The organism is Propionicimonas sp. (assembly GCF_047606205.1).
Lineage (GTDB): Bacteria > Actinomycetota > Actinomycetes > Propionibacteriales > Propionibacteriaceae > Propionicimonas.
Genome location: NZ_JASGES010000090.1, coordinates 1 through 26,509 on the forward strand (window position 1 = coordinate 1; position 26,509 = coordinate 26,509).

Here is a 26,509-nt window from a genome sequence, read left to right on the forward strand (position 1 = left end):
CCGGCCGGGCGGCCAGGGCGAGCGCGGGCGGCGGCTGGCCTGGCTGTGGGGGCCCGCTTTCGTGGCCGCGGTCGCCTACGTCGACCCGGGGAACGTCGCCGCCAATCTCACGGCGGGCGCCCGGTACGGCTACCTGCTGGTGTGGGTGCTGGTGCTGGCCAACGCGATGGCGATGCTGGTGCAGTACCTCTCGGCAAAGACGGGCCTGGTCACCGGTCGCAGCCTGCCCGAACTGCTCGGCCGGCGGCTGCGGCGGGGACCGCGGATCGTCTTCTGGGCCCAGGCGGAGGTGGTGGCGGCCGCGACCGACCTCGCGGAGGTTCTGGGCGGTGCGATCGCACTGCAGATCCTGTTCGGGCTTCCCCTGGTCGCCGGAGGACTGATCGTCGGGCTGGTGTCGATGGTGCTGCTGTCGGTGCAGACCCGGCGCGGCCAGCGTCCGTTCGAGTTCGTGATCATGGGCCTGCTCCTGGTGGTCACCATCGGGTTCGTGGCGGGACTGTTCGCCAGCGACGTGTCCTGGGCCGGGGCCGGTCGCGGACTCGTGCCCCGGTTCGCGGACGGCGGTTCGGTACTGGTGGCGGCGAGCATGCTCGGCGCGACCGTGATGCCGCACGCGATCTATGTGCACTCGGCGCTCGCCCGCGACCGGCATGGGCGGCAGGGAGGGACGCTCGGGCTGCCCCGCCTGCTCCGGGCCACGCGGTGGGACGTCCTGGTCTCCATGCTCGTGGCCGGTGCGGTCAACATCGCCATGCTGCTGCTCGCTGCGGCCACCCTGCAGGGAGTGGGCGGCACGGATTCGATCGAGGGAGCGCACGCGGCCATCAGCGGCGCCCTCGGCCCGCTGCTCGCCGGACTGTTCGCGGTGGGGCTGCTCGCATCGGGGCTGGCCTCCACCTCGGTGGGGTGCTACGCCGGCGCGGCGATCATGTCCGGCCTGCTCCGAATCCGCATCCCCATGCTCGCCCGCCGCTGCATCACGCTCGTGCCGGCCCTCCTGCTGCTGGCCAGCGGAGTCAACCCGACCTGGGCGCTGGTGATGAGCCAGGTCCTGCTCAGCCTCGGCATCCCGTTCGCGCTCGTCCCGCTCGTGCGGGTGAGCAGCGACCGGGCGGTGATGGGTCGGTTCGCGAACTCCGTCGCGCTGCGGGTCGTCGCCTGGACGGTGGTGGCGCTGATCGTGCTGCTGAACGTCGCCCTGGTCGTCCTCACCGCCGCCGGGACACTGGGATGACCGGCGTCGACGACCTCAGTCCTGTCGCGCAGGACTACCTGAAGGTGATCTGGTCGGCGCGTGAATGGGGAGCCCCGCCGATCACGACCAAGGGTCTCGCCGAGCGCATGGGCACCAGCCAGGCCAACGTCTCCGACGCGATGCGCCGGCTCCAGGCGCAGGGTCTTCTCTCCTACCAGCCGTACCGACCGGTCTCGCTGACGCGCGAGGGCGAGCAGCTCGCTGTGGCGATGGTGCGCAGGCACAGGCTGCTGGAGACCTTCCTCGCGCGCGTCCTGGGCTACGGGTGGGAGGACGTCCACGAGGATGCCGAGCGGCTCGAGCACGCCGTCTCCGACCGCATGCTGGCGCGGATCGACGCCCTCCTCGGCCACCCCCGCATCGACCCGCACGGCGACCCGATTCCCTCGGCGGACGGCCACTGGCCGGGGCAGGGCGACACGATCCGGCTCGACGAGGCGGTTCCCGGCCGCTACGAGGTCGTCCGGGTCGACGACTCGGACCCGGCCCGCCTGGCCGACCTGCGCCGGATCGGGCTGATTCCCGGAGCCAGGGTCGACATCGACCGGGCCGATCCGGTCCGGGTGGTGCGCGACGAGCGGCCGCTCGACCTCGACGCGGCCACCTTCCGACAGGTCCGGGTCCGGCACGTCGATTGAGCGGCACGCACCGGGTCGGGCACCGCATTGGCGCCACGGGAGCCGCCTCTGGCACAATGATCGCTGCATCTGTGCCCGTCGGTGCCCTCTCATCGCCGGTGGACGCCGATCCACCCGAACCCGGTGGGCGTTGCCCCACAGCGAGCGCCGGCGTTCACCCGTCCGGGCCGGTGAGCTCACCGTCCCACCAATCAGCAGGAGAAACCACACACGTGGCTGTCAAGATTCGTTTGAAGCGGCTCGGCAAGATCCGCTCCCCGCACTACCGCATCGTCGTGATGGACGCCCGCGCCAAGCGTGACGGCCGGGCCATCGAGGAGATCGGCCTCTACCACCCGAAGGCCGAGCCGTCGCTGATCAAGGTCAACTCCGATCGCGCCCAGTACTGGCTCGGGGTCGGCGCCCAGCCGACCGAGGCCGTCGTCGCGCTGCTGAAGCGCACCGGTGACTGGCAGCAGTTCAGCGGCGACACCAGCCCTTCGGGCGTCACGCCGCAGCCGGAGCCCAAGGACAAGGTGGCGCTGTTCAATGCCGCCCTGGCCGAGGCCGACAGTGAGCCCGCCTCCGCGGCGATCTCCACGTCGAAGAAGAAGGCCGACCAGGCTGACGCCGAGGCGGATGCTCCCGCCGAGGCCGAAGAGGCCTGAGCATGCTGGCCGACGCGCTCGAGCACCTGGTCCGTGGACTGGTGCCCAACCCGGACGACGTCCGGGTGCGCGAGTCCGACCGGGGCAGGGTGCGCACCCTCGAGGTGCGGGTCCACCCCGAGGACATCGGCAAGGTCATCGGACGGCAGGGTCGCACCGCTGGTGCCCTGCGCACGGTGATCGCCGCACTCGCCGGCCGCGAGCAGGTCCGCGTCGACTTCGTCGACGTCGACCGTCGCCCCCGCCGGCGCTGACCGGAGGGGACCGCCCCCGCCCGCCGCACGCGGTGCCAGGGGCAGTCCCCGCGTGTGGCACCCGGGCCGTCAGCGGCCCACAGGCAGCCGTCGTCACGCCCCGTCCGCAGCAGCGGGCGGGGCGGACGCACATCACAGGAGGGCTCGTGGACGACCGGGTGATCGTCGGCACGATCGGGCGCCCGCACGGGTTGCGCGGACAGGTGACGCTGCGTCCCCGGACCGACAGCGTCGAGGAGAGGTTCGCCCCCGGCGCACAGGTCGAGGTGGACGGGCGCATCCTGACCGTGAGCTCCCAGTCCTGGCAGCAGGGCCGGCTGGTCGTCGGCTTCGCCGGGGTGCCGGACCGGACGGCCGCCGAGGCGTTGCGCGGGCGGGAGGTGTGGGCGCACGGCCCGGCCGAGGTCGTCGAGGCGGACGAGTTCCACGACACCACGCTGATCGGGCTCGCCGCGGTCGACCCGGAGGGGGCGAGCCTGGGCGAGGTGGTCGGCGTCGAGCACAACCCCGCCCACGACCTGCTGGTGCTGCGGACGCCGGCGGGCAGGCGCCTGGTGCCGTTCGTGACCGCGTTGGTCCCCGAGGTCGATCCGGCGGCGGGCCGGCTCGTGATCGTCCCCATCCCCGGGCTCCTGGACGAGGTCCCCGATGCGGATTGACCTGGTCAGCATCTTCCCCGACTACTTCGCGCCGCTGCGGCTGTCCCTGGTCGGCAAGGCGGTCGAGGCAGGGATCGTGAGCCTCGGCGTCCACGACCTGCGCACCTGGACCCACGACCGCCACCGCACGGTCGACGACACCCCGTACGGCGGCGGGGCTGGCATGGTGATGAAGCCCGAGCCGTGGGGCGAGGCCCTCGACGACCTGGTGCCGCGGGACGGCGCGGCCCCGCTGCTGGTCGTCCCCACACCCGCCGGGGTGCCCTTCTCCCAGCCGCTGGCCCACGACCTGGCCGGACGCGACTGGCTGCTGTTCGCCTGCGGACGCTACGAGGGCATCGACGCCAGGGTCGTCGAGCACGCCGCCACCCGGATGGAGGTTCTCGAGGTCAGCCTGGGCGACTACGTCCTGAACGGGGGAGAGGTGGCCGCCCTGGCCGTCACCGAAGCCGTGGTGCGGCTGCTGCCCGGCGTCCTGGGCAACCCGGAGTCCTTGGTGGAGGAGTCGCACGGCACCGAACTGGATGGCCTGCTGGAGTACCCGGTGTACACCAAGCCGGCGTCCTGGCGCGGTCTCGAGGTGCCTGCGGTGCTGCTCTCCGGGCATCACGGGGAGGTCGCCCGGTGGCGGCTGGAGCAGGCCCGCCGGCGGACCGCCGAGCGTCGTCCGGACCTGTTGGACAACCCGAATTAGGGCACGCGGGCATTGCCCAAATGCGCGGAATTGGCGTTTCGTCCAGTCCCTGTCCAAATTCTGAGACCAACTCTGCCGGAAAGACCGCCAGCGGCGGAAACGGGCCCCGATTCTCATTAGGGTGGGGCCGTGGCGACAACGACTCTTACCCCTCACCAGAGAGCGCTCAGGTCCACGGTGGCACTCAAGGCCATGATGGCCGTCACCGGGCTGATCCTGATCGCGTTCCTGCTGATGCACATGTACGGCAACCTCAAGATGTTCCTGGGTGCCGAGGAATACAACCACTACGCGGAGTGGCTCAAGGGCCTGAGCGAGGACGGGGGCATCCTCTTCCCGCTGATGCCGCCCGGCTGGTTCATCTGGGTCTTCCGCTTCGTGCTGCTGGCAGCCGTGGTGCTGCACATGTACTCCGCGGCGACCCTGTGGAAGCGGGCGCTGGCGGCCAACCCGTCCACCTACCAGGCCAAGCGCGACCTGGCCAGGACCTACTCCGCGCGCACCATGCGCTGGGGCGGCATCATCCTGGCCGTCGGCCTGGTGTTCCACCTGCTCCAGTTCACCGCCAAGGTGACCCTGGTCAACACTCCGGCGGACCTCGACCCGTACCAGACGGTGATCAGCGAGTTCCAGGTGTGGTGGCTGGTCCTGTGCTACGCGGTCTGGGTGCTCGCGGTGTGCATGCACGTCCGGCACGGCTTCTGGAGCGCCTTCGCCACGCTGGGGGCCAACACCAGCGCGAAGGCCCGCGCCGTCCTGAACGGCTGCGCCTGGGCCGTGGCCCTCATCCTCTACATCGGCTTCGTGATCATGCCGGTGTCCGTGCTCTTCGGATGGATTCACTGATGACGACGACAACCAGGCCCGCAGCGACGCAGAAGCCGCTTCCCGGGGCCGACTACTTCACCCTCGGTGAGGAGATCCACGACACCAAGGCGCCGGACGGCCCGATCGAGCAGAAGTGGTCGACGCGCAAGTTCGAGGCCAAGCTGGTCAACCCGGCCAACCGCCGCAAGCTGACGGTGATCATCGTCGGCACCGGCCTGGCCGGCGGTGCCGCGGCGGCCAGCCTCGGCGAGGCCGGCTACAACGTGCTGAACTTCTGTTACCAGGACAGCCCGCGGCGCGCTCACTCGATCGCGGCCCAGGGCGGCATCAACGCCGCGAAGAACTACCGCAACGACAACGACTCGACGTTCCGGCTGTTCTACGACACGGTCAAGGGCGGTGACTACCGCGCTCGCGAGACCAACGTGTACCGGCTGGCCGAGGTCAGTGCGAACATCATCGACCAGTGCGTCGCGCAGGGCGTCCCGTTCGCCCGGGAGTACGGCGGCCTGCTGGACAACCGCTCCTTCGGCGGCGTGCAGGTGCAGCGCACCTTCTACGCCCGCGGCCAGACCGGCCAGCAGCTGCTGATCGGCGCCTACCAGGCGCTGGAACGGCAGGTCGCGGCCGGGACCGTGAAGATGCACACCAGGCACGAGATGCTCGAACTGATCGTGGTGGACGGGCGCGCCCGCGGCATCGTGACCCGGGACATGGTCACCGGCGCGATCGACAGCTGGTTCGCCGACGCCGTCGTGCTCGCCACCGGCGGCTACGGCAACGTGTTCTTCCTCTCCACCAACGCGATGGGCTGCAACGTGACCGCCGACTGGCGGGCACACCGCAAGGGCGCCTACTTCGGCAACCCCTGCTACACGCAGATCCACCCGACCTGCATCCCCGTGCACGGCGAGACGCAGTCGAAGCTGACCCTGATGTCGGAGTCGCTGCGCAACGACGGCCGGATCTGGGTGCCGAAGAACGCGGAGGACTGCGGCAAGGACCCGCGTCAGATCCCCGAGTCGGACCGCGACTACTACCTGGAGCGGATCTACCCGGCGTTCGGCAACCTGGTGCCGCGTGACATCGCGTCCCGGCAGGCCAAGAACATGTGCGACGAGGGACGCGGCGTCGGCCCCGCGGTCAAGGAGTTCGACCACGACGGCAATGAGCGGCTGGTCCGCCGCGGCGTCTACCTCGACTTCGCCGAGGCGATCGGACGCCTCGGCAAGGACGGCGTGGCCGCGCGCTACGGCAACCTCTTCGACATGTATGCGCAGATCACCGGCGAGGACCCGTACGAGACCCCGATGCGGATCTACCCTGCCGTGCACTACACAATGGGCGGCCTGTGGGTCGACTACGACCTGTCCAGCAACATCCCGGGCCTGTACGTGACCGGTGAGGCCAACTTCTCCGACCACGGGGCGAACCGGCTGGGGGCCTCGGCCCTGATGCAGGGCCTCGCGGACGGCTACTTCGTGCTGCCGAACACGATCAACGACTACCTGGCCGGCGCGCCGTTCGAGAAGATCGACGCGACCCACCCCGCTGCCAGGGAGGCGCTGGACGCAGTGACGGAGCGGATCGACAAGCTCCTCGCCGTGAAGGGCAACCGCACCGTGGACTCCTTCCACAAGGAGCTCGGCCACATCATGTGGGAGTACTGCGGGATGGAGCGCACCGAGGAGGGCCTGAAGACCGCGATCGTCAAGATCGACGAGCTGCGTGAGGAGTTCTGGAGGGACGTCAAGGTCACCGGCGTGAACGAGGACTTCAACCAGACCCTCGAGCGGGCCGGGCGCGTCCTGGACTTCTTCGAGCTGGGCCGGCTGATGTGCGTGGACGCCCTGCACCGGCGCGAGTCGTGCGGCGGCCACTTCCGGGCCGAGAGCCAGACCGAGGACGGCGAGGCCCTGCGCCACGACGACGAGTTCTGCTACGTCGCGGCCTGGGAGTTCGCCGGTACCGGCGAGAAACCGGTGCTGCACAAGGAACCCCTCGAGTACAAGTTCATCGAGCTGAAGCAACGGAGTTACAAGTGAACGTCACCCTGCGCGTCTGGCGCCAAGCGAACGCCTCCTCCCAGGGGCAGATGGTCACCTACCAGGTGCAGGACGTCTCCCCGGACATGTCCTTCCTGGAGATGCTCGACCTCCTCAACGAGGACCTGACGGTCAAGGGCGAGGAGCCGGTGGCCTTCGACCACGACTGCCGTGAGGGCATCTGCGGCATGTGTGGCGTCGTGATCAACGGCACCGCCCACGGGCGTGGCAGCTCCCCGGTGCCGACCACCACCTGCCAGCTCCACATGCGCTCGTTCTCCGACGGCGCCGTGATCGACGTCGAGCCCTGGCGGGCCGGGCCGTTCCCCGTGATCAAGGACCTGGTCGTCGACCGTTCGGCCTTCGACCGGATCATCCAGGCCGGCGGCTACGTGTCGGTGAACACCGGTTCCGCGCCGGACGCCCACGCCAACGCGGTCGGCAAGCTGAAGGCCGACCGGGCCTTCGACGCCGCCACCTGCATCGGCTGCGGCGCCTGCGTCGCGGCGTGCCCGAACTCCTCGGCGATGCTGTTCACCGCGGCGAAGATCACCCACCTGGCGATGCTCCCGCAGGGTCAGCCCGAGCGTCACCTGCGGATCAAGAAGATGATCGGACAGCACGACGCCGAGGGCTTCGGCGGCTGCACGAACATCGGGGAGTGCGCTGAGGTCTGCCCCAAGCAGATCCCCTTCGACACGATCAGCCAGCTCAACCGCGACCTGATCGCCTCGCTGTTCTCCCGCGACGGCAAGTAGACCCCGGCACAGGACGGCCCCCGGAGCACTCCGGGGGCCGTCCTGCGTCCGCTTCGCCTCTTGACCCGTCCCGCCTCTTGCCCCGCTCCGCCTCTTGCCCCGCTCCGCCTCTTGACCCGCTCCGGCCCCGTCCCCGGCTCGGGTCTGTCACGTTTGCTCCCGAAAAGGGGTTTTGCCCCCGAATTCGGGGAGCAAAACCCCTTTTCGGGAGCAAACGCGGGAGGGGGACCGAGCGTGGTGGGCCGGGGTGGGGCAGAGGCGGGGCGGGGCGGGGCGGCGGGGTTGGGGGGCTCGTGGCGTCGAGACGGGACCCCAGGTCGCTACGCTGGGCGCGGGCGTGGTGGAGGGAGCGGGGACGGTGACCTACGAGCGGCTGGACGCGGACGCCGTGCTGGCGACGGCGCAACGGCTCCAGGCCCGGATCGGCGCGCGGTTCCCCGGCCGGAACCTGACCCGGGTCGCCGGCCAGCTCGTCTCGGTCGCCTCGGACGTCGAGAAGGCGGCTGCGCGAACCGTCCCGATCCGCGTGCTGAGAGTGCTCGGACTGGTGGCGATCTCTGCGCTGGTGGTCCTGACGGCGGTGTCGGTGGTCGCGTCGGTCGCCGAACTCGCCACCAGCGGCGGCACCACGCTGAGCTGGCTGTCGGCGGCGGAGACGATCGTCAACGACATCGTCTACGTCGGCATCGCGGTGGTGTTCCTGTGGCTGCTGCCCGCGCACCTGGAGCGGCGCCGTATCCTCGGCGAGCTGCACCGGCTGCGGTCGCTGGCCCACGTGATCGACATGCACCAGCTCACGAAGGACCCCGAACGCTTCGCCTCGGCGTTCCGTCCCACCGCGCAGACGGTGGAAGTGGGGCTGAGCCCGATCGACATGGCCAGCTACCTCGACTACTGCTCTGAGCTGCTGGCCCTCGTGGCCAAGACCGCAGCCGTGTACGCCGAGCGCACCACCGACCCGGCCGTGCTGGCGACGATCTCGGACATCGAGAACCTGACCAGCGGTATGGCGCGCAAGATCTGGCAGAAGCTCGGCCTGCTGCCGCGCGTGAGCAGCGAGGCGGGCGTGCGGCCGGCCGACTGACCACGATTACCGCGGCCGGGCCCCGCTGTGGCAGACTTGTCGATCGTTGTGCCGCGACCGCTCCTGCCACAGGGGGAAGGCGTGCGCGGAATCCTGATGACGTACGAGACGAAGTGACCTGTGGCACTGGCGAGGAACCGGAAATGAACCAGCTGGTAGAGCAGATCGGCAAGGACGCCCAGCGCGACGACGTCCCCGACTTCCGTCCCGGAGACCAGGTGAAGGTTCACGTGCGGGTCATCGAGGGCAACCGCTCCCGTATCCAGGTCTTCGCCGGCGCCGTCATCTCCCGAACCGGGTCCGGGATCGCCGAGGCCTTCACCGTCCGCAAGGTCAGCTTCGGCACCGGTGTCGAGCGCACCTTCCCGCTGCACAGCCCGATCATCGAGAAGATCGAGGTCGAGCGCCTCGGCGACGTGCGACGCGCCAAGCTGTACTACCTCCGCGGTCTCCGCGGCAAGGCTGCCAAGATCAAGGAGAAGCGCGACCGCTGACGCTGGGCGTCCGAGCGGCACGTCGGTGCAGGCGTCGAGGGCGTCCGGGAGAGGATGGCGGTGAGTTCACCCGACGAGAGTGGTACTCGCCACGGCGCGTGGGGGGCGGCGGCCGGCTGGCTCCGTGAGATCGCGATCGTCGTGATCGGGGCGTTGATCGCGTCCACCCTGTTGCGGCTGTTCGTGGCCCAGATGTTCGTGATCCCCTCCGGCTCGATGGAGAATACCCTGCTGATCCGCGACCGGGTCGCCGTCCAGAAGATCGTCGGCTACCAGCGCGGCGACATCGTGGTCTTCCGCGACACCCTGGGCTGGCTCGCGCCGGCCAGGGTGAGCGATGACCCGGTTCAGCGCGCGCTGGTGTTCGTCGGGCTCGCGCCGGACGAGAGTTCCAACCACCTGATCAAGCGGGTGATCGGCGTGGCCGGCGACCACGTCACCTGCTGCGACGCCAGGGGCAGGGTGACCGTGAACGGCACCGCGCTGAACGAGCAGGACTACCTGTACATCGATCCGTCGACCGGCAAACAGGTGGAGCCGTCCTCGGTGTCCTTCGACGTGGTGGTGCCTGCGGGTACGGTCTTCGTGATGGGCGACCATCGCAACGACTCCGCTGACTCCCGCTGCCACCTGAACGACGAGACCAACGGCGGTCCGGCGGGCGGGCAGGCCTTCATCCCGGTGGGGAACATCGTCGGCACGGCGGTCGCGGTGGTCTACCCGTTCGACCGGATCCATGCGATCAGCAGGCCGCGAACATTCGAGGGCATCCCCGCGGGCGGGACCCCGCCGGCGGCACCCGTCCTGGCCGGCAACAAGGTCGTCTGCTGAGGCGCGTGCGGTGGCGGTCGTGGTGCGCCGGGATGCCGGCATCTACGCGTACGAGGCGTCCTTGCGCCGCGGCGGCTTCGAGTTGATCGCCGGCGCGGACGAGGCCGGTCGTGGTGCCTGCGCCGGACCGCTGGTGGCCGGCGCGGTGATCCTGCGTCCCGGGCGGCGGGGCGAGATCCGCGGGCTGGCGGACTCCAAGCTGCTGACCCCGGCCGCGCGTGAGCGGGTGTACGCGGAGATCGTCGAGAACGCACTGGCCTGGTCGGTGGTCAGCGTGGAGTCCGACGAGTGCGACCGTCTCGGGATGCACCATGCCGACCTCGCCGGGCTGCGGCGGGCGCTGCTGCGACTTCAGCCGGCGGCGGACTTCGCCCTCACCGACGGCTTCAGCGTGGACGGTCTCGGCACACCGAACCTCGCCATCTGGAAGGGCGACCGCGTCGCGGCCTGCGTCGCGGCGGCGTCCGTGGTCGCGAAGGTGACCAGGGACCGGATCATGACCGGGTGGCACGAGGAGTTGCCTGACTACGCTTTCGACATCCACAAGGGATATTGCACACCGCTGCACCAGGAGCGGCTGGAGGAGCACGGGCCGAGCAGCATCCACCGGATGTGCTTCGACAACGTGCGGCGAACGGTTAAGGTGAAGACGATATGAGCGCGGAGGACCTCGAGCAGTACGAGTCGGAACTCGAACTGCAGTTGTACAAGGAGTACAAGGACGTCGTCGGCATCTTCACCTACGCGGTGGAGACCGAGCGACGCTTCTACCTGTGCAACGCCGTCGACCTGAAGGTCCGCACCGAGGGCGGCGACGTCTACTACGAGGTGTCCATGGGTGACGCCTGGGTGTGGGACATGTACCGTCCCGCCCGCTTCGTGAAGAGCGCCAAGGTGCTCACCTTCCGCGACGTGTCGATCGAGGAGATCGCCCACAGCGAGCTGAAGGTTCCCGACAACCTCTGAGCCCGGCCGTGGAGCGATCCTCCCCCTCGTGCTGGTTGCGCGGGGCCGGTGCTCTCGTGCGGCGTTGTCCACAGGCTCGGGGTTCATCCACAGCCCGGAACATCGGGTGAGCGCCGTGCGGCCGCGCTGCCGAAGATGACCACCGGGAGGTGGTCGCAGTGGAGAGGGCCGAGGTCTGGCATGCCGGAGAGGATCTGGCCGCCGCGCACCTGGAGCGGCTGGGGTGGCGGATTCTGGATCGGAACTGGCGCTGTGCGGTGGGCGAACTCGACATCATCGCGCTCCAGCCGGGTCCCGAGCCGGTGGTGGTCTTCTGCGAGGTGAAGTGCCGCACGGGGCTCGGCTTCGGGCCGCCGCTGGAGGGCATCACCGCCCACAAGGTCGCCAAGCTCCGCGAGGTCGCCCTGCACTGGCTGCGCGCTCAGCCGACCGCGGTGGGCCGGATCCGGTTCGACGGTGTCGGGGTGCTGCTCACCCGGGACGCGCCACCGGTCATCACCCACGTCCCCGGGATCGGGCGATGAGCCAGGCGAGGGCGTGGTCGGTGGCACTGCTCGGCATCGACGGGACGATGGTCGAGGTCGAGGCCGCGATCAGCAGCGGCCTGCCCCGCACGACCATGGTCGGGCTGCCCGACACAGCGCTCTACGAGGCGCGGGATCGGTGCCGCGCCGCGATGGCCGCCGCGGGACGCGGGTGGCCGTCCGACCCCGTCACGATCAACCTCTCGCCCGCGACGCTGCCCAAGGCGGGGTCGCACTACGACCTGGCGATCGCGGCCGCGGTGGCGGCCGCCGGGCACAGGTTCGATCCGGCCTCGCTGGAGGGCACGGCGCTGTTCGGCGAACTGGGGCTGGACGGACGCGTGCGTGCGGTCCGTGGCCTCCTGCCTGCGATCCTGGCCGCGGCCGGCAGGGGCTTCCACCGGGTCGTCGTACCGGCGGCCCAGATGCGGGAGGCTGCGCTCGTCGAGGGCGTCTCCGTCGCGGGCGCGGCCGACCTGTCGGACCTGTTCGACGTGCTGACCGGTGGCGCCGGTGCGCTGGTCCCGCCTCCGCTGGCTGAGTCGGCCGATCCGCGACCGCCGCTCGACCTGGCGGACGTCGCGGGCCAGGTGGAGGCGAAGTGGGCGCTGGAGGTGGCGGCAGCAGGTCGTCACCACCTCTATCTGCACGGGCCCCCCGGGGTCGGCAAGACCCTGCTGGCCGAACGTCTTCCGGGGCTGCTGCCCGACCTCGGCGTCGCCGAAGCGCTCGAGGTGTCGGCCGTGCACTCGCTGGCCGGTGTCAACCTGGACGCAGGGCTGGTCCGGCGACCGCCGTACGCCGACCCGCACCACTCCGCGTCGATGGCGAGCCTGGTCGGCGGTGGGGCGCGGATCGCCATGCCCGGCGCGGTCTCGCGGGCTCACCGCGGTGTGTTGTTCCTCGACGAGGCCCCCGAGTTCAGTCCGCGGGTGATGGAGGCGCTGCGGGTGCCGCTGGAGTCCGGACGGATCGTGCTGGCGCGCGCGGCGGCGACGGCGACCTACCCGGCCAGCTTCCAGCTGGTCCTGGCCGCCAATCCGTGCCCGTGCGGCATGGCCGGCACTCCGGGAGGGAACTGTCGGTGCCCGCCGATGGTGGTGCGGCGGTATGCGACCAGGGTGTCGGGGCCGATCCTGGACCGGATCGACATCAGCCAGGAACTGAGGCCCGCGCGGGCGGCGTTCCTGGAGAGCCGCTACGCGCCCGGCGAGAGCACGGCGGTCGTGGCGGACCGGGTGCGGGCGGCGAGGGACCGTCAGCGGCACCGGCTGGAGGGCACCGGATGGCGCACCAACGGCGAGGTGCCCGGCCCGGCGCTCCGGAAGCGACTGCCGCTTCCGGACGGCTCGGAGCTGCTCGACGTCGCGGTCGCCCGGGGACGGCTGTCCTCCCGCGGGGTCGACCGGGTGCTCCGGCTGGCCTGGACCGTCGCGGATCTCGCCGGCGCCGATCGGCCGACCCGCGAGCATCTTCACACCGCCCTGGCGATGCGAAGAGGGGGAACCGGGATGGAGGCGGCGTGATGGACGAGCGGACAGCCCGGATGTGCCTGGCCGCGGTGGTCGAGCCGGGGCACCCGGCCACCGCCGACGCGGTGGCCGACTACGGGGCGGAGCAGGTGTGGGCGGCGTTGCTGTCCTCCGACCAGGAGGGGCCGCTCGCCGCCCGGGCGCGGCGGATCCGCCCCGGGGAACTGGTGGAACGGACGCGAACCCACGGGCTCCGGTTCGTCGTGCCCGGTGATCCGGAGTGGCCACCCCGGCTCGCTGATCTGGCCAGCTGCGAGCCGGTGAACCAGCTCTCCGGCCCTCCGCTCGGCCTGTGGCTGGCCGGACGGGGCGACCTGTCGGGGCTGGTGGCGACCTCCGTGTCGATCGTCGGTTCGCGGGCGTCGACGGCGTACGGCGACCTGGTGGCCGCCGACCTCGGGGCGGAGCTGTCCGAGGCTGGCCGGAGCGTGGTGTCCGGCGGCGCCTACGGCATCGACGCTGCCGCGCACCGGGGCTGCCTGGCCGGCCGCAGCGCGACCGTCTGCGTCCAGGCCGGCGGCCTGGATGCGCCGTATCCCGGCGGTCACCGGCCGCTGTTCGAACGGATCACCCAGAGCGGCGTCCTGGTCAGCGAGCTGGCGCCGGGAGTGCGGCCGAGCAGGGTGCGGTTCCCTATCTGTCAATCAATCTTGTGCTTGTCGCCGCAACGGAGCGGGGGGACGGCGGGGCAGTCGCCCCGGGGCACCGGGCCAGTCGAGCTAGGTAGCCGCTCCCCCCAGCAGTCGGAAGGACAGGCAGCTAGCGGCAGCCGCGTAGAGAGCCCGCTCGTCACTTCAGAACTCCACAGCGTGTCCCCACCTAGGGGACGAGAGAGACACCGGCATAACACGCCCGGCCATGGTCAGCCCTACGGACTAGCGCATGGCCCATAAACGAATCCACGGGATACGGGTAACGGGGCGAGGGGTTGCGGACGGTCTCACCTAGGCGCTGGCCGTCCCCAATCGGTGGGGTTGCCAGACACCGGCTGGCCGAGAGGCGATCATTGAGAGTCACCCCCGATTCGCGGGGGTTTGGGCAATGACAAACGGCAATGCGACCGTGCGCAACCCACCACATAACGGGACTCCGCGAGCCGGTGTCGACACCGGGGGTTCAACTCCTCCGACGGCCTCTCACGGCGTGCATAAGGCGCGCCTAGTCCTGAGAGGACAAGCCATGACCACCGCTACCAACCGTGAGGCCGTCGCCGCGATCTACAACGGCGAGCCGTTCCGCAACTCGGGCAAGAGCTTCCGCGCTGACTATGCCCACTACGCGTGGCAGGTCTCCACTGGCCGCATGCCCGCTGAGGCCTGCCAGATGCTGGCGCAGGCTGTCGCCCGTGCTGCCGAGCTGGGCGCTCCGCTCTACGTCGTTTACAGCTACGCCACCCCCATCGCGTGGGCTCTGGGGGGCGAGCTGCTGACCGTGCCGGACGTTCGGTACTCGGTGACCACGTCCCGTCACCAGTCGCTGTGCCTGGGCGGCGTGGTGGGTGGCGCGTACGTGACCACGGGTGAGCGCGTGGCCCTGGCCGCGTGACCCGTCCCTAGTTCGGACGTAGCCGGTGGCTACCCCCGTGCTGGGGGTGGCTGCCGAGGTCGCCCGACCTGCACCATCCCTGACTCCCTGAGAGGACTTCGCCATGCCCACCCTGCCCGTTCAGACCTTCGTCGACACCGAGAATCGGCGTTGCTTGGGTGCCCGCTACTCCGTCCACTACGCGGCCACGAACACCGCGCGGGAGTACCGGCCCGCGATGACCCTGGCCCAGGTCCGCGACTACCTGGCGAGCTTCGCCTACGCCACCGGTGCCGAGCTGGGTGGCGGTGCGTGGGCTGACGTCTACCCGTTCCACCCTAACGACAACGAAAACGAGACGTGGGGTGGCTACCCCTTGCGTCGGTACGTGACCGGCCCGCGTGGTGGCGTCCGCGCTGAGTACGTCTGACCCGGACGTAGCCGGTGGTCCCCAGCGCCTTGCTGGTGACTGCCGAGGTCGCCCGGACCTAACCAACCCTGACCCGAGAGGACTTCGCCATGCGCCTTGTCTACCTGCCCGCCAACGCCGCTTGGGCGTTCGTCTTCGGCCCGATCAATGACCCCTCGCGCTGGGTGGTGACGGGCGTGAGTAACGGCCCGCTGTTCTACACGACTCGCGCGGACGCCGTGGCGTCGGCACTCGCGTCCGGCCTGCATGTCACTCGCTCCGGCGAGCTGGTGACCCTGGACTGCCACCACGAGTTCGGCGCGCACTCGGCCGACCTGGTGAGTGTCTACTACGGCGAGCTGAAGCCGGCCAGGGTCTGCGGTCACCACCACCGCGACGGCCTGACGTCTGCCACCTACGACGTGGCCCGCTATCGGCATGACCACGAGGCCTGACGTCCTCCTGAGTGTCGAAACCTGAGTGCCCGGCATTCGTCCGGCCTCTGGTCGCGTACCGGGTGGCACCCGGACGCCTGACGAGACAAGCCAACCCCATTCCGAGAGGACTCCTCACATGATTCGTACTGCCCTCGCCATCCTGGCTGCCGTCGCGCTGGTCGGCGTGACATCCCCGCAAGCCGAGGCTATGACGTCCGGGCCTGACGCCACCGTGACCCTGACGCCCAGTCAGTCGCTCTACCGCTCGATCTTCGACGACCCGGGCACGCCTGACTGCCTGTACGAAGACGGCTCCGAGCTGCTGGATCAGGTGGCCGACGAAGACCCGGAGCTGGAGAGCTTCACCGTCCGCGCCTGCCGCTGGGACGCCGGCCACGCCGGCAACGGCGTCGGTGACTCGTTCGTGGTGCTGACCACGCCCGTGGCTGGTGGTGGGGCTGAGCTGCTCTACCTCTACGCGGATGGCCACTTCGAGCTGTGACCTGTCGAAACCCCTCCGGGGGTCCGGGTTCGGGTGGCTCCCGACCCGCTGACGAGACAAGCCATCCCCCTGAGAGGACTACTCACATGACCGAGAGCACCACCACCCGCACCGAACGTTCCGCACAGCTCGCGGCTGACGCCGCCGAGTACGACCGCCTGGTCGGCACCATGGCCGACGTCGAGGCCGCGATCCGTGCCGCTGAGCTGAAGTCGGAGAGCTGACCGGCTGACTCTGGTGCCCACCCGCTGGCGCGGGTGAGCCGCCATGGCTATCCGGCCACACCCACCCATGAGTCGAGAGGAGGGCAGGCTGATGGCTGCCCGTAGCATGACCCCCATGTCCGAAGTGCGAGCTGCTGTCTACCTCCGAATCTCGGAAGACCCGCGGGGCACCGGACTTGCCAACGAACGCCAGCGAGAGGACTGCCTGCGTATCCTGCGGGAGCGCGGCTGGTCGCTTTACCGAGAGTTCAGCGACACAGAGAGCGCGAGCGACAAGCGCAAGGTCCGCGCCGGCTACAACGCCATGCTGAGCGACTACCGAGCCGGGCGTTTCGACGCCCTGGTCTGCTGGGACTTGGACCGCCTGACGCGCCAGCCGCGCCAGCTAGAGGACTGGATCGACGCCGCGGAGGAGAACGGCCTGCGGCTGGTCACGGCGAACGGCGAGGCCGACCTGCAGACCGATGGCGGACGCCTGTATGCCCGGATCAAGGCTGCGGTTGCCCGCGGTGAGGTTGAGCGCAAGGCCGCACGCCAGAGGGCGCAGGCGAAGCAGGCCGCGGAGCGCGGCATGGTGACCTGGACTAATCGACCGTTCGGATACGAGAACATCGGCACCAAGGGGAGTCCTCAGTGGGTGCTGAAGCCGGACGAAGCCGCGCTGATCGCTCAGGCCTACAAGGACATCTTGCACGGCACCACGCCCACGGAGGTGGCTAGGCGCTGGTCCGCCGCGGGCGCTTCCCCGGTCGCCGGTGGCACGCGCTGGAGGGGGAGCCGGGTGAGTGACGTTCTGATGTCTCGACGCAACGTCGCGCAGAGCACCTACAAGGGCGAAGTAGTGGGCGCTGGCCAGTGGCCGGCCACGGTCGACCTGGAGACCTGGGAGGCGGTGCACGCCATCCTGTCTAGCCCCTCGCGCCCGGGGAATCGCAACCCGCGGCGCGGGTCGAAGGGCGGCACGCCGACAACGCTCCTCAGCGGGATTGTGACTTGCGCGGTGTGCGGTGAGGGCGTGGTGCGCCACATGGGCCCCAAGCGCAACGACGGGAGCCGGCGCGTGCACTACGGCTGTCACGTCCCGCACGCGTCCGCGCCGGTCGACTGGCTCGACAGCGCAGTCTGGACGGTGTTCCTGATGACGCTGGAGCGCGCCCGCGACGCCTGGCCCGGCTCCGACGACAGCGAGCAGGGCGTTCGCCTGAATGCCCTGCGGTCTGAGCTGGCAATCATCGAGGGCAAGCTCTCCGAGCTGGCCGAGGCCTACAGCTCCGACCTACTGACGCTGGAGCAGATGAAGACCGCGACGGCGATGCTCCGCCAGCGTGAGGAGGAAGCGCGAGCGCAGTTGGCTGAGGTGGATACAACGCCGACGCTGGAGAACCTGCTACGTCCTGGCGGGCTGGACGACTTGGCAAAGGCCTGGCACACCTTCGACCTGGGCCAGCAGCGAGCGGCTATCTCGTCGGTGTTCAGCGTGATCCGGCTGCACCGCCGCGGCGTGAGGGGCAAGGGCAAGATTCCTCAGATTGACTTCGAGACCACCCGTCCACTGGAGGGCTTCCCCATACGGCTTGTTGGCGCTGCGGACATGTCGCCGGCGGAGTTGGCAAGGCTGAACGGCTGGGAGAACCCGACGCCGGAGCAGTTAGCCAAGCTGGAGGCGAACCGACAGGCGCTGCTTTCCGACCGCGCCTGACCGCGCGGGCCCTACCCGTTGTCGATGACGATGGTTGCCCCGTCCGGGGGCGGGGCGCCGGTCGATCCCTTCTGGCGGATCGTGCACGTGAAGGTGACGCTGGTGAGCACCTGGTGCCCGCCGTTGGGTCTGAAGTAGAGGTGGTTTCGCATCCCGCCGTTGCTGTCGCAGGTCTCGGTAGTCCCTCCAGACGAGGTAATCGTCACGGTTGGGGAGAAGCTGCCCGAGCGCGAGGTGAGGGTGTCAGCGATTGTCACGTCGACTTGGGCCTCGCGTACGACGCCGTAGGTGGTGTAGTACTCGCGAAGCGTCCCTGTGGTCGCCCACGAGAAGTCCTGACCGTCGCTCGCCCTGACTGGCAGGTTCCATGAGCCGATCTGGCCTGAAGTGGGCTGCGGCGCTCCGCACCCGGCGAGGAGCAGAGTCGCCACGATGCCAGCTAGCGTGAACCCCTTCATGGTCGGATTGAACCACACACCCACCGACTCCTACCGGCATTCGGTGCAAGCGGGTGAGCCACTTCGGGCCGTACTCAGGCTTGTTCGGTCGCCTTGGCTTCGCCAGTGCTCACGAGGTGCTCCTCTATGGCGATCAACCGCTCCTCCAGCTCGTACACCGCGGTCACTATCAAGGCGATCACGGTCTCGGGCTGGAGCCCACTCTCCGGTTCGCTTTCGTGCTGAACGCCGTCCAGCAGGCGTCGGGTCGCAGTGAACGTGTCAGGCACCATCGCCCGAAGCTCAGCGAACACTTCCGCTTCAGTCTCCTCAGCCATGGAGCCACGGTAACGCTCGGCTCGCTGGGCCTTGGGATGCGCGCCGCCCGCTTCGGGCCAGTCCCGCACGTTCGTGCAACTTCAGCGTTCACGCCTGTCTTCTGGGGAGCCCAACTACATCTACGAGGTGTAGGAGTTTGCCCCTCCTCCCATGACCCTCCCGGTACTGGCCTGTAGACCGCCAGCGCCGGGGAGGGGCTGCCGTTTGCGCTCCTTCCGGCAGCTCGAACTCGCACGCCGTGCTGGGCGCGTGGGTTCACCCCTTGCCCCTCGGTGGGTTGACCGCTGGCACCGTTGCCGCGTCCCTGCCGAGGGGCATCTTCTTCTTTTCGAGCGGTTCCACCCCGCGCAGCACGAACGACCGTTCAGCGGATGCCAGTTCGTCGCGGTCGACCGATAGCGTCTGGGTGAGGCGCGAACGTGCGTCCGGCGAGCCCATTTCGGCCGTGGACGCCTGCTAGCTTGCAAGAGACGTCGCACCGCGGGAGCGAGAATCCCGCCATTGCCCGGTGGCCCTAGAGGCCGCTGGGCCCCCTTCTTCTTGCGCAGCCACTTACTGGTCGTCACCGAACTGCACCGGGCCCCTGATGGCCGGCGTTCCCGATCCTTGCGGAGCAACCCACGTTCTCCGGGCAGTCACGCCCGGGAGGCGCGCATGCGCCGACCAACCACAACAGAGAGAGGAGCCGATCTATCCGATGGAGAGGCTACTGACGCCGAAGCAGGCCGCTGGCCTGGTCGGCCTGAGCACTCACACGCTGGCCAACCGCCGAGCGCAGGGGAAGACGCCGCGCTTCGTGAAGCTGGCTGATGGCCAAGTCCGCTACCGAGAGTCCGCCCTGCGCGAGCTGGTGGTGGAGGCCGAGGCGAACGACGAACCGACGAAGGAGGAACCCCATCACTGAAGACCTGAGCCCCAGCGCAGCCCGCAAGATTCTGCGGGAGACGCGCCGCGGGGCTGATCGCTACAAGGCCGAGCTGGAGGCCACCCAAGCCGAGCTGAAGGCCCGCCAGGAACGCAAGGAGCAGGAGGAGGCCATCCTGGCCGACCTGGCCCGCGTGCAGGCCGACTACCTGGAGCTGGTGCGGGAATCGCTGTCCCTGGACCACCTGGGCGGCGACGCCGAGCTGGCGAACATGCTGAGCGGAGACGCGGAACAGATGCTGGCGCAGGCGACGAAGCTGGGGAGGCTCACCTCGTGAATGCGTCCGCGCTGAACGACCGCAAGCGCCGGCGTCGCCGTTGCACGAGCTTTTGCCGGACCACCCAGCCTGTCGGCACAACTCACTGCACCGAGGGCTGCCACCAGAACTTCGGACCCGGGGCATTCCAGCCCCACCTTGCCGGGAGCGCCGATGCCGTGTGCAGGACGTTCCTGGGGATGGAGTGGGCAGGGCTCCACATGGACGCGGACGGCACCTGGCGAAGGGATGAGCCATGCCGCTGATCCGGCCGGAGTGGACACCCGACGTTCCGCTGAAGCGCAGCGAGGTCGCGGTGCTCGACTGCCTGGAGGTCCACGCGGTCGACGGCCTGGTCGCGATGGGCGCTAGGCAGCTCATGGACAAGGCTGGGATCGGCGCTCCGAGCGGTGCCCGGCAGGCTCTCGCGATGCTCTCGCAACGGGGAGCGATCCACTGTGAGCGTCCGGGAACCAGTGGGCGTCGGGAGCCTCACCTATGGCGCGTCCTGATCGGCGTGGACGAGCTGGCCGCAAAGGTGGGCGTCACGCGCCACGTTCACCTGTGAACGCTTGGGCAGGCATTCCCTACTGGGATCGGTGGATCACCCCGTTCTCGCCGCTGACTGAGCCGGAGGTGCGCGTGCTCGACGCGCTACACCAGCACGCGGACGGCTACGGGTGCGTCCAGATGGGCTACCGGCGACTCGCGGATTGCGCGGGAGTCACGAAGTCCGATGCGCACAGGGCTGCCAGGGCGTTATGCGCTCGTCAGGCGATCCGCTCGACGCGGCTGCCCGAGGATCGCGAGGTCACTCGCTGGTGCGTCCTGGAGACGGTCGAGTCCCTGGCAGCTCGCGTGGGCCTGGAGCCGGGCGTGCGCATCTGATTCGAGAGCAGGCCTCTCGAATCTGGGCCGATGAGGCCCGATCCCTACACCTGGCCTACCCCCGGGCGCGATGCCCAGCGGGACCAGAGAACTACACACAGATTCCGAGGAGGAACCATGATCGCGGAGGAACGCGAGACCAGCATCACCTACACCGACGCCGATGAGCAGGTGTGCATCTACACCTGTCGGCGTCCCGACATCACGGCCCTGAAGAAGAAGCTCGGCCAGGGCGTGACCCTGGAGCGGGAAGGCACCTACGAGGACGGCTCGCCGTTCGCCTACTTCAGGATTCCGAGAGAACTCTTCAGCGTCTCGCGGGCAGTGAGGTCTACCCAGACCCTGAGCCCCGAGCAGCGGGCAGCACGGTCGGAGCGAATGAAGGGCATTCGGAATCGAGCACAGAACGGCGATCTGAAGGCCGCATGAGCTTCGACCCGGACACCTACCCGGACGGAGTCGGCGGCAGGGCCCGAGTTCTTGCGCAGGCGCTCGCCGGGCGCGCGGACGGCAACGGCGAGCTGGAGCTGACCCTGTACGAGCTGCGAGAGCTGGCGTCGAGCGACCCGGAGGTCGCAGACCGCGAGATCGCGGCGCTGAAGGCCATGCGCCGGCTCGCCATGGTCACCAAGCCACCCCAGCGAGGCCTGCGTGCCCGCTGGAAGCTGACGGGCCCCGCGGCCGTCACCGCCACCCGGAAGCGCCAGCCGCAACCGACCACCTGAGCCACCGATCCCCGGTGGCTCTTCCGTTTACACGCCAGCTCGCAAAGGGCGGGCTGGCACCAATCCATGAAGGAGCACACATGACCGAACCGAACATCACCGTCGACCCTGCGCTGACCAGCGACGGCGACGACTACAAGCAGGCCCGCGAGGACGCAACGAAGGCCGACGTCGACGCGAAGGCGAAGCTGGCCGAGAGCACGGCCAAGCTGGCCGACCTGAAGGCCCGCCTGAGCGAGGGCGACGCCACCGTGACCGTCCCGGCCCTGCAGGGCGCTCAGGTCGCGCTGGAGCGGGCAACCCTGCTCGCTGACGGGGCCCAGCGCAGGCTGAAGAGCCTGAGCCTCGCCGTGAACGAGCCCCCGGTGGGGTTGGCGCACGTCCTGGCCGAGGCGCTGACCGCGGAGCTGTACCGCGACGTCCCCGTGACCATCACCACCAACGCCGGCCTTGTCCCGAAGCCACTGCCGCACCTGGTTGTCGTGGTCCCGAGCCGACCGGCGGACAGTAAGGGTGGAGGCGTGCTGAACGGGCCCACGGTCGAGCTGGTGCTCCACAGGCGCAGCTCCATCGAGCGCCACCACGACGAGAAGCGACTCCGCGAGGCACTGAAGAGCATCGGCTGGAAGGTGAGCGTCAGTAGTGGTCGCGAATCGACTGCCAACCTCGAACCCGAGGTGCTCCGTCTGGGCATCACGGCAGGCTACGAGGCCATCCCCGATCTGGGCGACGGCCTCATCGAGAACGGGTTCGACGTGGGGCACCCGTTCGAACTGGCGTCCGGTGGCAGGAGCCAGTTCGTGACCAGCGATGGCGTGCTGACCCTCCAGTGGGACCGCGCCAAGCTCGACGAGCGCACCGAGAACGGCGTCACCACGACCGTGGTCGGTGTCCGGGCGTCCGGCTGGGAGCGGGGCCACATGAAGGGCGAGGTGCCCGCGCTGCGCGGGGTTGGCGACTCTCGGGCGCACGCCGCGCTCTGCCATTTCGCCGGCAAGCTCAAGGGGTTGCTTCCCGAGGCCGGCCGGATCGTTGGCGTGAAGGTCGAGGAGGGCGAGCCGAGCTGGAGCGCGGCGCTCCCCGAGCTGAGGGCCAAGGGCGTGAGCGGTCGCGCCGGCGTGAATGTCGCCTATGGCGGCGTGGCCGTCCAGCCAGTGGCTGCCGCCTGGGCGCGGGTGCAGGTCGTGGCCAAGGCCCGGCCGGTGGCCGAGGTCGAGTCGGACGCTGACGAGCTGGACGACTACGCCAGCGCGCCGGACGGCTCCCAGCCGGGCGATCCCGGCTGCGAGGAGCGCGAGCCCACGATGGCCGAGCGCATGTCGGCCTACACGGCTCGGGAGCGCCTGGGCCGCTAGCTCGGCCGACCTGGGCGGGGCGGAGCTGGCCTACGGGCCACCGTCCCGCCTGGGGTGCCGTCCTGCGCGAGAATCTGAGAGAAGGGCACTCATGTTTGACCGGAATGAGTGGCTGGAGACCCTGGCGGACCAGCCAGGGCACATCCGCGCTGTTGCGAATGGAGTTCTCAGCAAAGCTGATGCTCGTGGGGGTTTGGTAGCCAGCACCCGCGAGCTGAGAGACGTTCCCGGGCTGACCACTGGCCAGAGCGGCGCAGCTCTCCACTTCCTGCGCACCAATGGCTGGCTGGTCCAGACTGCGGAAGGTAGGCGAGGTGGCTCGCCCTCCCGCTGGCGGTGCGTCATCCCGAGCACCCGCCGGTGCGGACGCTGAGCTGCACTGTTGGGCCCCACCCCAAGCCCCCTCTCCGGAGGGGAAAGGGGGGACTATAGGGGGGATAGGGGAGGGGGTATCCGTACCCGTACCGGAAGCCGGTGCTGGTACAGGCCCGTTAGGGCCTGTGGTTACTCGGTAGCCGGTACCGGCATGGCGTACCGGTAGCAGCCCGTCAGGGCTGCTGCTAGCTGGGAAGCCAGGAAGCCCGCTACCGCCTACGTAGCCAGGATCACGCGCACGACGGCGCGCCCTCCGGGCGTGCGCCCTGGGCGACGGATCACGGCTCCCGCGCCGGCAGGGCCTAGAGCGACCGTAGAACACCCTGACGGGTGTTCACCTGAAGCCGGGAACCATGAAACCCCAGCTCCTGGCGGAGCTGAACCCGTAGCAGCCCGTCAGGGCTGCTGGCTTCCCAGCACCTGGCTGCCGGGGCCCTCCGGGCCCATCAGCTCGGCGTCGTGGCTGGCCTGCTGGGCGAGTACCGGGTGCTGCGCACTCCCGCCTGAGGCGGGGCGGCTGACCGCTGACTGCGGAGGTAGCTCGGTAGCCGCTTCCGGTGTCGTCTCGACCTTCTTGGCGACCTTCTCGGCAGTGGCGAAGCCCAGCACGATCACGATGCTCGCCGCTTGCCCTGCCGTGATCCCTGTTGCCCAACTGATGAGCAGCCGGACCCACAGCGGATCGTACGGATGGCCGTTGACCTGATCGGACAAGGTGTAGAGCATCACACCCTCAACGAGCGCAGGCAGGCCGAGGATGCCGCCGACTGCGAAGGTGAGGAAGACCGCGCGACGGCGCTTACTCAGGATGAGGCTGCTACGCGGCATAGCGATGACCGCCAGGGCAACCCACAGGGTCGGCAGCACTCCCGCAAGGGTCGAGAGGTAGCTGAACTGCTCTGGAGTCATGGCGGCAGCGTAGAGCGGGCCACCGACAGCCCCCCGGCATCCCCTGCGCGTCGAAAAGCTGAGGAGCCTGCTCTAGGAATCGAACCGAACCCCCCGAGCCCTACAACCTGGCCTACCCCTGCACCTGGAAGGCCGCGAAACGAACAACCGGCACTAAGAAGAAGGAGAACCCCATGCTGAGGATGAACGACCCCGAGTACCCGAGCTGGCCGAAGGGCCTGCTCACCGAGCAGGAGGCCGCGCTGAGTCGCGGCATGCCTGCGAGCACGCTTCGAGGCCAGCGCCTGCGCGGAGTCGGCGTCCCGCACGTCACCGTGAACGGCCGCGCCCACTACTGGTGGGCAGACCTGGCCGAGGCTGGCCCACGGGCCGGCGGACGTCCCCGCAAGGACGCTGAGCCGTACGTCATGGGTGCGCCGAGCAGGCCCGCACCGCCCGCGGAGGCCCTGCGCAAGGGTCGCAAGCGCCGGGAGTCGACCGGGCGCGGGGGTGCGATGTGGACGCCGCGCCAGCCGCTCGACTACTTGCTGACGGTCGCTCGGGAGGACGGCCTCATCGCGGAGAGGGACGCGAACGTCTACCTCGGGCTCAACCGGACGTCAGGGCTGCTGAACCGTCGCCGGAACGGCTCGCTGACGCCGCCGGCAGTGCGGATTGGTCGCCGGTACTTCTACCGGCAGCTCGATCTGATTGCGTTCGATCCGTCTGTGCGGTTCAGGGAGACCCGGCGCGAGCCGGGCGAGCCGCTGAGCTACAGCCGAGCCCACAAGCGCCTGAACGACTTCCGCGGGCCGGCCAGCCGATTCCCCTGCACCGCGGAGGACGGCTGCCAGGAGCAGGCAGAGCACTGGGCGTACGTCGGTGGCTGCGCTGGCGAGCTGATCGAGCAGGCTGGACGCGAGAAGGGTTCGCGCTACTGCCCGCACCCGTCCCACTACCGCCCGATGTGCCGCTCGCACCACCGGGCCTGGGACCAGCATCCGAGCCGGCGTAGGATCGAGCTAGGCGCGTGAGCGCCGAGCAGCCGAAGCGCGGCCGGCCGCGGGTGGCAGACCCTTCCGCGGCCACGCGACGCAAGCGGTGGGTTTGTGAGCATGGGCCAGCGTCGAGCCAGTCGTGCGGGAGCTGCGGTGCGCCGGCGGACTGCTGGAAGGAGACCGCTCTGGGCACGTTCCGCGCCTACTGCTCATGGTGCGCCGACTGAACGCAACACCTGGGGACACCGTTGGGGGGTCAGGCCGAAAGCCTGACCCCCTTCGTTGCGTCTAGGGCCGTTACGGGGTGAGCCGCTGCGAGAATGTCTCCATGACCGAGGCTCAGCGCACCTTTCTGGCGACCGGGATTGCCGTGTTGGCGACACTCTTCGTCGCCTACGCTGTCACCCTGAACCGGCGGGTGCCGACCTTGCGTGAGGTGAACAAGATGACGCGCCCGGTCCCTGGGGGTGGCTTCATCCGGGCCCTCTACGGCTCGATGCTTGCCGCGCGTTGGCTCGTTGCGATCATCGGCGGCGTGGCCATGTTCGTCGCCTTGTGGCGCATGGAGCAGGACGCTAATGGAGTGGCGCCGAGCGTGGCTGGGCTCACCAGCACGATGAACCTGCTGTTTACGGCTTGCCTGGCGCTGGCCGGCTACATCCTCTTTCTCGAACCGCTTCTCAAGCTCGGCTTCCCGCTCATGGCGAGGTCGCAAGGTGAACTGGCGCGCGCACTGGCAGCTCGGATGGAACTGCGGCGCGCAAAGCGGCCCGAGAGGTCGGCCAAGGATGCCGATTCCAAGGGCGACTAGGCGTTTCACCTTGATTCCGGGAGGCTCAGACGGCCAGCAGCCGGCACCCGGCGAGGATCGCCCACGTCCCTCAGTGGCCCTGCGTGCGCCCGTCTACACGTAAACGCCCTTGCCAGGGCCGTTTGGGCCTCTCGTCCATCGACTCTGAAACGGTGGCATGGTCTGAGCTGCTAATACTTGCCGGTAGGGAGCGAGCCTGGCAGGGGGCATACCCCCGACACCGGCACCGGCACAGCAGCCCGGGCGACCCCGACCACAGCGACGCGGAACGCGACGCGCACTCTCGCGGCCAGCTCAGCAGCCCACGCGCCGCCACCCAGCTCGGCACCGGTGGCGATGTGCGGGCGAGCCACGCGGCCAGGGCTGCCGGGTGCTCCCTGTGTGCTCCCACGGTTCGGCCAGCCCGCAGCGGCCAGCCGAACCGCGAGCCGGCCGAAGCCAGCCCGGCCAGCCGAAGCCGAGAGCGCGCGGCCAGCGCGCCGAGCCCAGCCAGCCCCAGCACGCG

34 protein-coding genes are annotated in these 26,509 nt (G+C 69.6%); 31 read left to right on the top strand and 3 right to left on the bottom strand.

From position 1 onward, the window contains the following. The first annotated feature begins 43 nt into the window (after positions 1-43). The 23 genes from QM633_RS05955 to QM633_RS06065 all read left to right on the top strand — a co-directional run bounded on the left by QM633_RS05955 (position 44) and on the right by QM633_RS06065 (position 18,007). Positions 44-1,237, top strand: a complete 1,194-nt coding sequence (locus QM633_RS05955) for an Nramp family divalent metal transporter (RefSeq protein ID WP_415152845.1) — start codon at positions 44-46, stop codon at positions 1,235-1,237. Beyond that, a complete protein-coding gene (locus QM633_RS05960) occupies positions 1,234-1,896 on the top strand; it encodes a metal-dependent transcriptional regulator (protein WP_415152815.1) in 663 nt (220 codons plus the stop codon). Before QM633_RS05955 ends, QM633_RS05960 begins: the two co-directional genes overlap by 4 nt. Positions 1,897-2,108: 212 nt before the next feature. Then, positions 2,109-2,543 carry a 30S ribosomal protein S16 gene (gene rpsP / locus QM633_RS05965; protein ID WP_415152816.1) on the top strand — a complete coding sequence of 145 codons (435 nt, stop codon included), beginning with the start codon at positions 2,109-2,111 and terminating at the stop codon, positions 2,541-2,543. Positions 2,544-2,545: 2 nt separating this feature from the next. Beyond that, positions 2,546-2,797 carry an RNA-binding protein gene (locus QM633_RS05970; protein WP_300146467.1) on the top strand — a complete coding sequence of 84 codons (252 nt, stop codon included), beginning with the start codon at positions 2,546-2,548 and terminating at the stop codon, positions 2,795-2,797. A gap of 146 nt (positions 2,798-2,943) precedes the next feature. Continuing rightward, positions 2,944-3,456 (top strand): ribosome maturation factor RimM, encoded by a 513-nt coding sequence (gene rimM / locus QM633_RS05975; protein WP_415152817.1) that lies wholly within the window; start codon positions 2,944-2,946, stop codon positions 3,454-3,456. After that, positions 3,446-4,150, top strand: a complete 705-nt coding sequence (gene trmD / locus QM633_RS05980) for a tRNA (guanosine(37)-N1)-methyltransferase TrmD (RefSeq protein ID WP_415152818.1) — start codon at positions 3,446-3,448, stop codon at positions 4,148-4,150. The genes rimM and trmD overlap by 11 nt, the downstream gene beginning before the upstream one ends. 195 nt (positions 4,151-4,345) lie before the next feature. Further along, positions 4,346-4,996 (top strand): succinate dehydrogenase cytochrome b subunit, encoded by a 651-nt coding sequence (locus QM633_RS05985; RefSeq protein ID WP_415152846.1) that lies wholly within the window; start codon positions 4,346-4,348, stop codon positions 4,994-4,996. After that, complete coding sequence (locus QM633_RS05990; protein WP_415152819.1) at positions 4,996-7,023, top strand: fumarate reductase/succinate dehydrogenase flavoprotein subunit; 2,028 nt, start codon at positions 4,996-4,998, stop codon at positions 7,021-7,023. The genes QM633_RS05985 and QM633_RS05990 overlap by 1 nt, the downstream gene beginning before the upstream one ends. Next, the gene (locus QM633_RS05995; protein WP_415152820.1) at positions 7,020-7,781 is read left to right on the top strand and encodes a succinate dehydrogenase/fumarate reductase iron-sulfur subunit; all 762 of its coding nucleotides are present in this window, start codon (positions 7,020-7,022) and stop codon (positions 7,779-7,781) included. The genes QM633_RS05990 and QM633_RS05995 overlap by 4 nt, the downstream gene beginning before the upstream one ends. Before the next feature lie 337 nt (positions 7,782-8,118). Continuing rightward, positions 8,119-8,865: a hypothetical protein gene (locus tag QM633_RS06000; RefSeq protein WP_415152821.1), complete on the top strand. Its 747-nt coding sequence runs from the start codon at positions 8,119-8,121 to the stop codon at positions 8,863-8,865. 143 nt (positions 8,866-9,008) lie between these two features. Continuing rightward, on the top strand, positions 9,009-9,359 hold the full coding sequence (rplS, locus tag QM633_RS06005; RefSeq protein ID WP_415152822.1) for a 50S ribosomal protein L19: 351 nt from the start codon (positions 9,009-9,011) through the stop codon (positions 9,357-9,359). Positions 9,360-9,419: 60 nt separating this feature from the next. Continuing rightward, complete coding sequence (gene lepB, locus QM633_RS06010) at positions 9,420-10,190, top strand: signal peptidase I (RefSeq protein ID WP_415152823.1); 771 nt, start codon at positions 9,420-9,422, stop codon at positions 10,188-10,190. Between the two features lie 10 nt (positions 10,191-10,200). Further along, positions 10,201-10,848 (top strand): ribonuclease HII, encoded by a 648-nt coding sequence (locus QM633_RS06015; protein ID WP_415152824.1) that lies wholly within the window; start codon positions 10,201-10,203, stop codon positions 10,846-10,848. Then, on the top strand, positions 10,845-11,156 hold the full coding sequence (locus QM633_RS06020) for a DUF2469 domain-containing protein (protein WP_331545293.1): 312 nt from the start codon (positions 10,845-10,847) through the stop codon (positions 11,154-11,156). Before QM633_RS06015 ends, QM633_RS06020 begins: the two co-directional genes overlap by 4 nt. A gap of 158 nt (positions 11,157-11,314) precedes the next feature. After that, on the top strand, positions 11,315-11,680 hold the full coding sequence (locus tag QM633_RS06025; RefSeq protein ID WP_415152825.1) for a YraN family protein: 366 nt from the start codon (positions 11,315-11,317) through the stop codon (positions 11,678-11,680). Continuing rightward, positions 11,677-13,206: a YifB family Mg chelatase-like AAA ATPase gene (locus QM633_RS06030; RefSeq protein WP_415152826.1), complete on the top strand. Its 1,530-nt coding sequence runs from the start codon at positions 11,677-11,679 to the stop codon at positions 13,204-13,206. Before QM633_RS06025 ends, QM633_RS06030 begins: the two co-directional genes overlap by 4 nt. After that, positions 13,206-14,105: a DNA-processing protein DprA gene (locus tag QM633_RS06035; protein WP_415152827.1), complete on the top strand. Its 900-nt coding sequence runs from the start codon at positions 13,206-13,208 to the stop codon at positions 14,103-14,105. Before QM633_RS06030 ends, QM633_RS06035 begins: the two co-directional genes overlap by 1 nt. Before the next feature lie 286 nt (positions 14,106-14,391). Beyond that, positions 14,392-14,757 carry a hypothetical protein gene (locus tag QM633_RS06040; RefSeq protein WP_415152828.1) on the top strand — a complete coding sequence of 122 codons (366 nt, stop codon included), beginning with the start codon at positions 14,392-14,394 and terminating at the stop codon, positions 14,755-14,757. 103 nt (positions 14,758-14,860) lie between these two features. Next, complete coding sequence (locus QM633_RS06045) at positions 14,861-15,166, top strand: hypothetical protein (protein WP_415152829.1); 306 nt, start codon at positions 14,861-14,863, stop codon at positions 15,164-15,166. Between the two features lie 89 nt (positions 15,167-15,255). After that, a complete protein-coding gene (locus QM633_RS06050) occupies positions 15,256-15,600 on the top strand; it encodes a hypothetical protein (protein WP_415152830.1) in 345 nt (114 codons plus the stop codon). Positions 15,601-15,718: 118 nt separating this feature from the next. Further along, the gene (locus tag QM633_RS06055) at positions 15,719-16,084 is read left to right on the top strand and encodes a hypothetical protein (RefSeq protein ID WP_415152831.1); all 366 of its coding nucleotides are present in this window, start codon (positions 15,719-15,721) and stop codon (positions 16,082-16,084) included. An 86-nt stretch (positions 16,085-16,170) separates the two neighbouring features. After that, a complete protein-coding gene (locus QM633_RS06060; protein ID WP_415152832.1) occupies positions 16,171-16,308 on the top strand; it encodes a hypothetical protein in 138 nt (45 codons plus the stop codon). 115 nt (positions 16,309-16,423) lie between these two features. Further along, positions 16,424-18,007 (top strand): recombinase family protein, encoded by a 1,584-nt coding sequence (locus QM633_RS06065; protein WP_415152833.1) that lies wholly within the window; start codon positions 16,424-16,426, stop codon positions 18,005-18,007. Positions 18,008-18,018: 11 nt separating this feature from the next. Here the strand turns inward: QM633_RS06065 and QM633_RS06070 are convergent, their stop codons facing one another. Further along, positions 18,019-18,438: a hypothetical protein gene (locus QM633_RS06070; RefSeq protein WP_415152834.1), complete on the bottom strand. Its 420-nt coding sequence runs from the start codon at positions 18,436-18,438 to the stop codon at positions 18,019-18,021. A gap of 101 nt (positions 18,439-18,539) precedes the next feature. Continuing rightward, positions 18,540-18,782, bottom strand: coding sequence for a hypothetical protein (locus tag QM633_RS06075; RefSeq protein WP_415152835.1), 243 nt, complete (start codon positions 18,780-18,782; stop codon positions 18,540-18,542). A gap of 810 nt (positions 18,783-19,592) precedes the next feature. Between QM633_RS06075 and QM633_RS06080 the strand changes: the two genes are divergently transcribed. From QM633_RS06080 to QM633_RS06105, 6 genes are all read left to right on the top strand, one after another. After that, positions 19,593-19,985 carry a hypothetical protein gene (locus QM633_RS06080; RefSeq protein WP_415152836.1) on the top strand — a complete coding sequence of 131 codons (393 nt, stop codon included), beginning with the start codon at positions 19,593-19,595 and terminating at the stop codon, positions 19,983-19,985. A gap of 235 nt (positions 19,986-20,220) precedes the next feature. Next, on the top strand, positions 20,221-20,532 hold the full coding sequence (locus QM633_RS06085) for a hypothetical protein (RefSeq protein WP_415152837.1): 312 nt from the start codon (positions 20,221-20,223) through the stop codon (positions 20,530-20,532). Beyond that, on the top strand, positions 20,529-20,852 hold the full coding sequence (locus QM633_RS06090) for a hypothetical protein (protein ID WP_415152838.1): 324 nt from the start codon (positions 20,529-20,531) through the stop codon (positions 20,850-20,852). The genes QM633_RS06085 and QM633_RS06090 overlap by 4 nt, the downstream gene beginning before the upstream one ends. A 117-nt stretch (positions 20,853-20,969) precedes the next feature. Next, entirely contained in the window at positions 20,970-21,281 is a 312-nt protein-coding gene (locus QM633_RS06095; protein WP_415152839.1) for a hypothetical protein, read from the top strand. Further along, complete coding sequence (locus QM633_RS06100; RefSeq protein WP_415152840.1) at positions 21,278-21,577, top strand: hypothetical protein; 300 nt, start codon at positions 21,278-21,280, stop codon at positions 21,575-21,577. The genes QM633_RS06095 and QM633_RS06100 overlap by 4 nt, the downstream gene beginning before the upstream one ends. A gap of 80 nt (positions 21,578-21,657) precedes the next feature. After that, complete coding sequence (locus QM633_RS06105) at positions 21,658-22,932, top strand: hypothetical protein (RefSeq protein WP_415152841.1); 1,275 nt, start codon at positions 21,658-21,660, stop codon at positions 22,930-22,932. Positions 22,933-23,703: 771 nt separating this feature from the next. Here QM633_RS06105 and QM633_RS06110 read toward each other — a convergent pair. After that, on the bottom strand, positions 23,704-24,216 hold the full coding sequence (locus QM633_RS06110; RefSeq protein WP_415152842.1) for a hypothetical protein: 513 nt from the start codon (positions 24,214-24,216) through the stop codon (positions 23,704-23,706). A gap of 173 nt (positions 24,217-24,389) precedes the next feature. Between QM633_RS06110 and QM633_RS06115 the strand changes: the two genes are divergently transcribed. Both QM633_RS06115 and QM633_RS06120 read left to right on the top strand, forming a co-directional pair. Next, entirely contained in the window at positions 24,390-25,229 is an 840-nt protein-coding gene (locus QM633_RS06115; RefSeq protein WP_415152843.1) for a hypothetical protein, read from the top strand. A 292-nt stretch (positions 25,230-25,521) separates the two neighbouring features. Beyond that, positions 25,522-26,004: a hypothetical protein gene (locus tag QM633_RS06120; RefSeq protein ID WP_415152844.1), complete on the top strand. Its 483-nt coding sequence runs from the start codon at positions 25,522-25,524 to the stop codon at positions 26,002-26,004. Positions 26,005-26,509 lie beyond the last annotated feature (505 nt).